Below are 9,680 nucleotides of genomic sequence, written 5' to 3'. Positions count from 1 at the left end.
CGTGCATGCGCTCGCACAAGAGCCCGCCACCAACACATCGTCAGCTTCCTCACGCCAGGCCATTTCACTGGCTGAGCGCCTGGGGCCCGCCATCGGTGCAGCCGTCAAAGCACAGATGGATGCGGGCGCCTTGCCCGGCGCCGTTGTACTCATCGGCAATGAAGATGGCGTGCAATTCAAGCAGGCCTATGGCTGGCAGGCCCTGTTGCCCGAGCGCGAAGCCATGCGCACGGACACCGTGTTCGATCTGGCCTCACTCACCAAGGCCGTGGCCACCACCACCGCCGTGATGCAACTGGTAGAGCGCGGCAAACTCAAGCTGGACGCGCCTGTCGCCAAGTACTGGCCCGCCTTTGCCGCGCATGGGAAACAAACCATCACGGTCGCGCAACTGCTGGCCCACACGTCCGGCTTGCGCCCTGACCTGGACAGCTCGCCGCCCTGGTCCGGCTACGAAACAGGCTTGAACAAGGTCATCGCCGAAAAGCCGCAAACGCCACCCGGCACCCGCATGGTCTACAGCGACATCAACTTCATCGTCTTGGGTGAACTGGTGCAACGCGCAAGCCACCTCAGCCTGCCCGACTACGCCGAGCGCCACATCTTCAAACCGCTGGGCATGAAAGACACGCGCTTCCTGCCGCCTGCCGAGATGCGCCCCCGCATCGCCCCGACCGAACTGCGTGGCGATGGCTCCATGATGCGCGGCACCGTGCACGATCCCTTTGCCATCCGCATGGGCGGCTGGGCGGGGCACGCCGGCCTGTTTGGTACCGCGGATGACCTCGCGCGTTTTGCGCACGCCATGCTGCACGTCTCATCGGGCGATGCGCAGGCCAACCGACGCATCACGCAGCCCGCACGCGCCTACCCTTTGCTGCGCGCCGACACCTTGAACCTGATGATGCAAAGGCAATCGCCTACAGATCAAAGCGAATGGCGGGGCCTGGGATGGTCACTGGATGCGCCGTGGTCACCGCAACGCGAAACCCTGCCCCCCTTGGGCCTGATTGGCCACACCGGCTATACCGGCACAGGCTTGTGGATCGACCTGCTGCACAAGCAATACCTCATCATCCTCAGCAACCGTGTGCATCCACGTGGGCTGGGTGATGCCAGGCCATTGCGCCGGCAGATACAGGCGCTGCTGTCCAGCACCTACCCAGCGGTAAGCACCGCAGCGCTGACGGACAGATGGCCTGCGCTGCAAACCCAGATCAGCGCGGCTCCCAACACACGCGTCACACAGACTCCAGCCTATGTGATGCTGGGCATCGACGTGCTGCGCAGCCAGAACTACACCCCCCTCTCCGGGCAGAGGCTGGGCCTCATCACCAACCTGTCTGCCGTCGACAACAAAGGCTGGCGCACGCTGGACAGGCTGAACACGGCCCCCGGCCTGCAACTGCGCAAGGTGTTCACACCCGAGCACGGCCTGAACCGCGATCAGGAAGGCCAGATCGCCTCCAGCGTCGATGCGGTGTCTGGCCTGCCGCTGATCAGCCTCTATGGCAAACAACTGAGCCCCGCGCCAGACATGCTCAAGGACCTCGACACCCTCGTGTTCGACATGCAGGACGCCGGCGCGCGTTTCTACACCTACATCTCGACCATGGGCGAAGCCATGCAGGCTGCGGCGCAAGCTGGCCTGAACTTCGTCGTGCTCGACAGGCCCAATCCAGTTGGCGCAGACCGCGTAGCCGGCCCTGTTCTGGATGCCGATCTGCGCTCCTTCACCGCCTTTGCCGAACTGCCTGTTCAACACGGCATGACCCTGGGTGAAATCGCCCGCTGGCTGCGCGATGACATCCGCACGCGCACCGGCCTGGACGTCAAGCTGCAAGTCATCAGCATGCAAGGCTACAAGCGGGGCATGCGCTTTGAACAAACGGGGCAGGACTGGGTACCACCCTCACCCAATCTGCGCACCCCGACCACCGCCCTGCTCTACCCCGGCGTGGCCTGGGTGGAAGGCGCCAACATCAGCGTCGGTCGAGGGACTGACAAGCCGTTTGAATGGGTTGGCGCCCCCTGGATTGATGCCGACAAACTGGCAGATGCCATGAATGCAGACAAGCTGCCTGGCCTGGCCATCACCCCCACGCACTTCAAGCCTCTCAGCGGCCCCTATCAAAACCAGCTTTGCCACGGCGTGCAATTTCGCCTCACCCAGCGTGATCAGTTTGATGCGCAACTGCTGGGCCTGAGCCTCACGCGCCAGCTGAAACAGCAGAACGCGAGCTTCCAGGTCGACAAGACCCTGGGCATGATCGGGTCTCGCGACACGCTGGCCCGTATCAAGGACGGGCAAGCCACAGAAGCCATCGCCCAGAGCTGGCAAGACCGATTGCGTGACTTCATGACGCGACGGGCCACTTACCTGCTTTACTGAAGCGGCCGCATCGCTTAAGGTGGCAGGGAGATGACGCAGGACCCTCGCCCCTTCCATACGCTTGGGCTAGCTTTGCGCACCCAAGGCCATCCGCTGCGTGAGGCCATCACCCTGGCCACACGCCGTGATGAACCAGCCTGCGTGCAAGCCCTGCTGGAAGACGGTTCCCTGGGCCCGCAAGAAGCCGAATCCGCACGTTCTCTCGCCCTGCACCTGTCCATCCAACTGCGCCAGCGCAAAGTGGAAGGCGGCAGAGGTGGCCTGGTTCAAGCGCTGATGCAAGAGTTCTCGCTGAGCTCGCAAGAAGGCGTGGCCCTCATGTGCCTGGCCGAAGCTCTGTTGCGCATCCCCGATCTGGCCACGCGAGACGCCCTCATCCGCGACAAAATCGCCGGCAACAACTGGACGGCCCACCTCGGCCACAGCCCCTCACTCTTCGTCAACGCCACCGCCTGGGGCTTGATGCTAACTGGCAAGCTCGTCGGCACGCATGGCGAAGCAGGCCTGCGCGCTGCACTCAAGCGCGCGGCCATCAAAGGCGGCGAGCCTGTCATCCGCAAAAGCGTGGACGTGGCCATGCGCATGCTGGGCGAGCAGTTTGTGCTGGGCGAAACCATCCAGCAGGCCCTGCACAAGGCACGTCAGCAAGAGACGCAAGGCTATCGCCACTCTTACGACATGCTAGGCGAAGCCGCCCTCACAGAAGAAGACGCCCAACGCTATCTGCAAGCCTACGAAGACGCGATCCACGCCATCGCTTTGAAAACCCAAGGCCGCTCGCTCTATCAGGCGCCAGGAATATCAATCAAGCTCTCGGCACTGCACCCGCGCTACACCCGTCATCAATACACACGGGTCATGGATGAGCTGTATCCACGCCTGCTGCGACTTTGCACACTGGTCCGCGACTACAACATCGGCCTGAACATCGATGCTGAAGAATCAGAGCGGCTGGAACTGTCACTCGACCTGATGGAACGCCTGTGCCACGAGCCCGCCATGCATGGCTGGGATGGCATCGGCTTCGTCGTGCAGGCTTATCAAAAGCGTGCGCCCTTCGTGCTTGACTACCTGATCGATCTGGCCCGGCGCAGCCACCATCGCCTGATGGTCCGGCTCGTCAAAGGCGCCTACTGGGACAGCGAGATCAAACGCGCCCAGATCGAAGGCCAACGAGATTACCCGGTCTACACACGCAAGACCCACACTGATCTGGCCTACCTGGCTTGCGCACGCAAGCTGCTGTCTGCGCCCGCCGACGTCTACCCACAATTCGCCACCCACAACGCCCACACACTGGCCAGCATCATCGAACTGGCGGGCCCTGATTTCCTGGAGGGGCAATACGAGTTCCAATGCCTGCACGGCATGGGCGAGCCCCTCTATGACATGGTGATCAAGCCAGCGGATCAAGGTGGATTGGGCAGACCATGCCGCATCTACGCGCCTGTGGGCACGCATGAAACCTTGCTCGCCTACCTGGTCAGGCGCCTGCTGGAAAACGGTGCCAACTCGTCCTTCGTCAACAAGGTGGCGGACGAGGACATTGACCTGGACGATCTGATCATGGCGCCTGGCACGGCCGTACTGAGCGCAGCAGACACCGATGGCGTGATCGGCGCCAGCCACCCTGACATCCCCCTGCCAGACGCGCTCTACGGAGATGCCCGCCCCAACAGCATCGCACCTGACCTGTACAACGACATCGTGCTGACGCAGTTGCAAGCGGACCTGAGCCGAGAAGCCCTGCCCCACATCGCTTGCGGCCCGATCGTGGCGCATGCTCTGGCGCCATCGCCCGAATTGGACCAGACCGTCCGCAACCCGGCAGACAGACGGGACACGATCGGCACAGTCAGGTGGGTAGGCATCGAGGACGTGAATCAGGCCTGCGAGACCGCAGCGAACTTTGCCGCCGAATGGCAGCACACGCCCGCGTCACGCCGTGCTGCCATGCTGGACACCGCTGCCGACCTGATGTGCCACCGCGGGCCCATGCTCTTGAATCTGCTGGTGCGCGAAGCAGGCAAGACGCTGCCCAACGCCATCGGCGAGGTACGCGAAGCCATCGACTTCCTGCGCTACAACGCGGCGCAAATACGCTCCGATCTGCACGACGGCCATCACCAGGCACTGGGCCCGGTTGCCTGCATCAGCCCCTGGAACTTTCCACTGGCCATCTTCACCGGGCAAGTGGCCGCGGCACTGGCCGCTGGCAACACCGTGTTGGCCAAGCCGGCAGAACAAACGCCCTTGATTGCGGCGCAGGCCGTGCGCCTGCTGCACGAAGCCGGCATCCCCCGAGCTGCCTTGCAGATGCTGCCGGGCGATGGCGAAACGACTGGCGCCGCACTCGTCGCTCATGCTGCCATCAGGGGCGTGATGTTCACCGGCTCCACACAGGTGGCACGCCATATACAGGCACAACTGGCCTCACGCCTCAATGAGCGCAAGCAGCCAGTGGCACTCGTTGCCGAAACAGGCGGCCAGAACGCCATGATCGTTGACTCGTCCGCGCTGGCGGAGCAGGTCGTACAGGACGTCCTGACATCCGCGTTTGACAGCGCAGGCCAACGCTGCTCGGCCTTGCGCGTGCTGTGTCTGCAAGAAGAAGTGGCGGACCGCGTGCTGCACATGCTCAAGGGTGCCATGTGCGAACTTCGGCTTGGCCCCACCGATCGCCTGCAAACCGATGTGGGCCCCTTGATCGATCAGGATGCGCTGGAAGCCATTGAACTGCATATCGCCACCCTGCGCGCTTGCGACCGCCCGGTCTACCAGGCCGAGACAACGGTGGAGGCGGCACAGGCTCATGGCCATGGTTGCTTCATCCCGCCCACCTTGATCGAACTGACAAGCCTGGACGAACTGGTTCAGGAAGTGTTCGGCCCTGTACTGCATATCTTGCGCTTCAAACGCGATGATCTCGGTGAGCTTGTGACCAAGCTGAACGACAAGGGCTACGGCCTGACCATGGGCATCCACAGCCGCATCAACGAAACGATCGACTTCATCACCGAGCGCGCGCACATCGGCAACATCTACGTCAACCGCAACATGATCGGCGCCGTGGTGGGCGTGCAGCCCTTCGGTGGCGAAGGCTTGTCAGGCACAGGCCCCAAGGCAGGCGGCCCGCTGTACCTGCATCGCCTGCTGCATCACGATCCCGACACCTGCCTGCGCGCGTCCAGCTTGATGGCCATGGCCGGGCAAGACCAGTCTGCACAAGCCATGGCCCCTTTGCATGTGCTTGCAGACTGGCTGGCCACATCGCCCGTGCCACACGCCCAGGTGCTGCTGGAGCATGCACGGCACCTGCTCACCGTCAGTCCCATCGGGCTGAGCACCGAGCTGCCAGGCCCCACAGGCGAGCGCAATGGCTACCGCCTGCGGAGCAAAGACGCGGTGCTGTGCCTGGCCAGTGATCTGTCAGACCTGCTCTACCAGTTGTGCACAGTGCTGGCAGCAGGCACACAAGCGGTCTGGCTGGATCACCCCTCGCTGGCGCCGTTGCTCAAGCAACTGCCTGACAGCGTGCGCGAGCGCATCCATCTGGTCAGAGACATGGCCGACGCGCCGTGGCAGGCGGTGCTCATGCACGCCGAACCGGTCGACGTGATCGAGATGGCCGAGTACCTCAGCGAGAAGCCGGGCCCGATCTTGTCGATGCAAACGCTGGCACCCGGCTGGCATCAACCGGGCGGATTCAGTGTGTGGCGCTTGTTCAGCGAACAAAGCGTGTCCGTCAACACGACAGCAGCTGGCGGCAATGCGCGCTTGATGAGCCTGACCTGAGCCAGGCACGCAGCCGCCACCTCATTCAAGTCCGCACTCTGGCCTGAAAGCGCACGCGCAATTCGCCCAGCTCGCCATAACGCACCGCCAACTCCGGCCCGACGGGCATGGGGAACGTACCGGCATAAGAGCCGGTGATCACCACCTGCCCGGCTTGAAGGCCCACGCCCTGCTCACGCAGGTACTCCACCAACCAATACAGCGGCAGCGTGGGCAAGGGATCCGGATGCTGCCCGGCCCTGACCTGCTCCCCACCGGCGTCCACGCGAACACCAATGGGCATCACGCGCGTCAAGGCGGCCTCATCGCCATCCACGGACGGGCCGATGTACAAGCCCTGGTTGACCAATCCGTCCGCCAGCTTGTCGGCAAAGCTCAGCACGGCTGGATCGTTGTAGCGGCTGTCAATCAACTCCAGGGCCAGGTGTGTGGCGGCCAAGGCGGCGTCCACCTCATGCGGCTCATAGGGCTGATCGCGCACAGGCAGATCCTGCCCCAATACAAAGGCCAGTTCGGGCTCCACCCTTACAGCGCCCTCACTGGCCCAGACAGGACACGGCGCCGAATCAGCTTGCCGATGGATGGTGCTGGCGTAGATTGGGGCCACAACCAGCTTGTCCGGGCCTGGGGTACCGCACTTCCAGCCACCCACCGCATCGCCCATCAAGGGCATGACGGCTCGCTGGATGGCCATGGCCTCATCCAGCGAAACAGGCCGCATGCCGTCTGGCAGACAGGGGCCTTGAAGGCCTTGCAGACGGCGCTGAGCCAGGATGGCCGCAGCCGCTTGCGCGTTGGCAGAAATAGGGTTCATGAGCTGGACCGTTCGAACACGATCCGGCATTGTCCACCCAAGCGGGCTGCGCCCGGTTCAATGCAGGCCGAGCCGCGAGGTGCTCCACCAGCTGCCCACATCCATGTCACTGGACACGGGTTCTGGCAGCGTCACCGGCGCACGCACGGAAACCGCGGGGGCTTGATCGCTCAACACACGCGGCTTGTCAATCAGGCGCGCGATGTTGATGCGCGCGCCGCTGCGTACGTCCGTGGCCTTGACGATCTTGCTGAGCTTAAAGATGCGCTCGGATCCGCTGGCTGCGCACCAGGCCGTCATGCGCCGGCTGGTGGGGTTGATCTTGAGCACGCGCACCATGGTGAACTGCATCACGCCATCGTCATCCACGTAGACCAGATCCCAGTGGGTGGAGATGGGGTTGACGCCCGGGTGATGAGGTTCAACGGGCCAGAAGATGGCCCAGGCGATGCCGACAAGGCCAACGGCCATGGCGACCCATGCGATGGTCTGCGTATCGATGTCCATGCCACGCTCCCTTTATCTACGTGAGGCAATAAATGCAATGTAGACAAAGTGAAACCGGCTCAAAACCCGCCGATGGGGGAACCCCCTCCAAATTTAGGGGGAGGCTATCCCTAGCGCTGACGCCTGCCGCCCCCAGGCACGGTCATTTCCCTGAGAGGGTTTGCCGTACTTCGCTCAAGGTGGCCTGCGCGGGCGCCAGCCAATGAGGTTCGCTTGACTGAGCGCGCCTCACGGCATGTTGAGCGGCTTGCAGCGCGGCATCGTGCTCGCCCAGCTTCAGGCGGGCCATGGCGAGGTTGTTCCAGGCGGCGGCACTGTCGTGCTCGTTGGCAGCCTGGCTCAGCACCTCAGCCGCGCCGCGCACATCCCCTGAGGCGAACAAGGCGTTGCCCAGCCCCAGGCTCATGACGAGGTTATGCGGCCATGGCTGCAGTGCCGTGCGATAGGCCTGGATGGCCTGGGCAGGTGCAGCCAGCCGCTCGAAAGCGACGCGGCCATCCGTCACATCGGTCTCGCTGGCTGAGGCGGGCAGTTGTGCAGGCGGCAGCACCACAAAGGCCCACTGGCCTGATCGGGCCCAGGTGTGTTCAAAGGTGGACAGCGGCATCCGCAGCAGCTCGGTCGTGCCGGAGCGCATCAACACATCACCGGCAGGCAGGTCATAGCCGATCACCACGGCGTAGTGCCACATGGGGTAGATGGGCAGCGAGAGATTCAGCAGGACGACCACAGGATGCCCCGCAGCCACCTCATGCAAGAGGCCGGACATCTGCGGCGCGATGCGCGTGCTGATCAGGCCATGGCTGCGTGGCGCGGCCAGCATGTCGATCTGCAGGCTACCCTGGCGGCCTGGCAGGAACACGCTGCGCGTGAGTTCATCAGGGGTGATCGCGACACCGGCGGACTGCATCACGGTGGCCAGCGCGGCCGGCCCGCATTGGAGCGCCGACTGCGGATAAAAAGGCGTGTCGGACAAGACCACTTGCGCGGGGATGTCGGCAGGCGCTTGCGCCAGCAAGGCACGCGTTTGCGTCGCCTGCAAGGAGGCGCAGCCGTGCAGCCCGAGCAGGCTGCACGTGAGGACCAGCGCACCCAGCAGGCGCGATGGAAGGCGCATCAATCAGCGGATCGAGCGGGTGAAGGGGAAGACCTTCGTGAAGCCCAGGATGTCGGTGATCAGCAGCAGCACGAAGATGAACACAATGGTGCCCAGGATGTCGGAGGCGCCGGCGGGGGCCTTGTCGAGCTGGTCGGCCAGTTGCGTCACTTCGGCATCGGACAGCGAGGCCACGCGAGCACGGGCGGCGTCCATGTCCACGCCCTTGTCCATCAGGGCCTGGGCCACGTCAGCACGATTGAGCGTGTCCATCACGTGGGCACGGCGTGCAGCGATCTGGGCATCGGCGGAAGCCACGGCCACGGCATCGGTGGCGATCATCGCGGCTTGGGCGACTTGCAGGCCAGCGGTGTGGCTCAAGGCGATGGCCACGGTCATGGCGACGAATTTGCGAGAGAGTTTCATATGAAGTCCTACAGCGTGTGATGAAACAAGGCTTGAGGATACAGGGCGGGTGTTAATGCCCTGTAACCATGGTCGGGTCGATCAGAGGGGATCAGGCCGTCGTCCAGTTCGGCTTGCGCTTTTCCAGGAAGGCGTTGACGCCTTCGCGCTGATTGGGGCTGTCAAACAGATCCACAAACTTTTCGCGTTCGATGGACAGGGCCGCATGACGCGGCACGCCTTGGCGCGCGGCATGGATCAGTTGCTTGCTGTAGGTCACGCCTTCGGGGCTGAGCGTGGTCACACGCTGGGCCATTTCCGTGGCCTTGGCCAAGGCAGCGCCGGCGTCCACCACCTCTTCAACCAGACCAATGCGCAGGGCCGTGTCGGCGTCCACGCGCTCGTTGGTCAGGATCATGCGCTTGGCCCAGCCTTCGCCCACCAGCCAGGGCAAGGTCTGCGTGCCGCAACCGGCTGGCAGCAAGCCCACGGAGGGCTCAGGCAAGGCCATCTGCGCGTGCTTTTCGGCAATGCGGATGTCGCACGCCAAGGCGCATTCCAGGCCGCCGCCCATGGCATAGCCATTGATCGCCGCGATCACGACCGCGCGGGCTTCTTGCAGCGTGGCGAAGGCTTCGCCAAAACGCTGGGCCACGTCATGGCCGATGGCG

At 63.8% G+C, this 9,680-nt stretch carries 7 protein-coding genes; 2 read left to right on the top strand and 5 right to left on the bottom strand.

The features are described 5' to 3' along the window. Positions 1-2,392, top strand: a 2,392-nt coding sequence (locus EPO09_RS11300; protein WP_290643122.1) for a serine hydrolase, incomplete at its 5' end; no start/stop codon positions are given. Between the two features lie 30 nt (positions 2,393-2,422). Next, positions 2,423-6,187, top strand: a complete 3,765-nt coding sequence (gene putA, locus EPO09_RS11295) for a trifunctional transcriptional regulator/proline dehydrogenase/L-glutamate gamma-semialdehyde dehydrogenase (RefSeq protein ID WP_290643120.1) — start codon at positions 2,423-2,425, stop codon at positions 6,185-6,187. Positions 6,188-6,212: 25 nt separating this feature from the next. On the opposite strand, the gene EPO09_RS11290 is transcribed toward putA, so the two are convergent. From EPO09_RS11290 to EPO09_RS11270, 5 genes are all read right to left on the bottom strand, one after another. Beyond that, positions 6,213-7,001 (bottom strand): fumarylacetoacetate hydrolase family protein, encoded by a 789-nt coding sequence (locus tag EPO09_RS11290; RefSeq protein ID WP_290643118.1) that lies wholly within the window; start codon positions 6,999-7,001, stop codon positions 6,213-6,215. 57 nt (positions 7,002-7,058) lie between these two features. Next, positions 7,059-7,508 carry a hypothetical protein gene (locus EPO09_RS11285; protein WP_290643116.1) on the bottom strand — a complete coding sequence of 150 codons (450 nt, stop codon included), beginning with the start codon at positions 7,506-7,508 and terminating at the stop codon, positions 7,059-7,061. A gap of 142 nt (positions 7,509-7,650) precedes the next feature. Continuing rightward, the gene (locus EPO09_RS11280; protein ID WP_290643115.1) at positions 7,651-8,625 is read right to left on the bottom strand and encodes a PA2778 family cysteine peptidase; all 975 of its coding nucleotides are present in this window, start codon (positions 8,623-8,625) and stop codon (positions 7,651-7,653) included. 3 nt (positions 8,626-8,628) lie between these two features. After that, complete coding sequence (locus tag EPO09_RS11275) at positions 8,629-9,030, bottom strand: PA2779 family protein (protein ID WP_290643113.1); 402 nt, start codon at positions 9,028-9,030, stop codon at positions 8,629-8,631. 91 nt (positions 9,031-9,121) lie between these two features. Next, positions 9,122-9,680, bottom strand: a 559-nt coding sequence (locus EPO09_RS11270) for an enoyl-CoA hydratase (protein ID WP_290643111.1), incomplete at its 5' end; no start/stop codon positions are given.

The organism is Aquabacterium sp., from assembly GCF_004297345.1.
In the GTDB taxonomy this organism is placed as follows: Bacteria; Pseudomonadota; Gammaproteobacteria; order Burkholderiales; family Burkholderiaceae_C; genus Aquabacterium.
The sequence above is the reverse complement of the archived record's forward strand: the minus strand, read 5'-3'. Positions and strand labels throughout refer to the sequence as shown.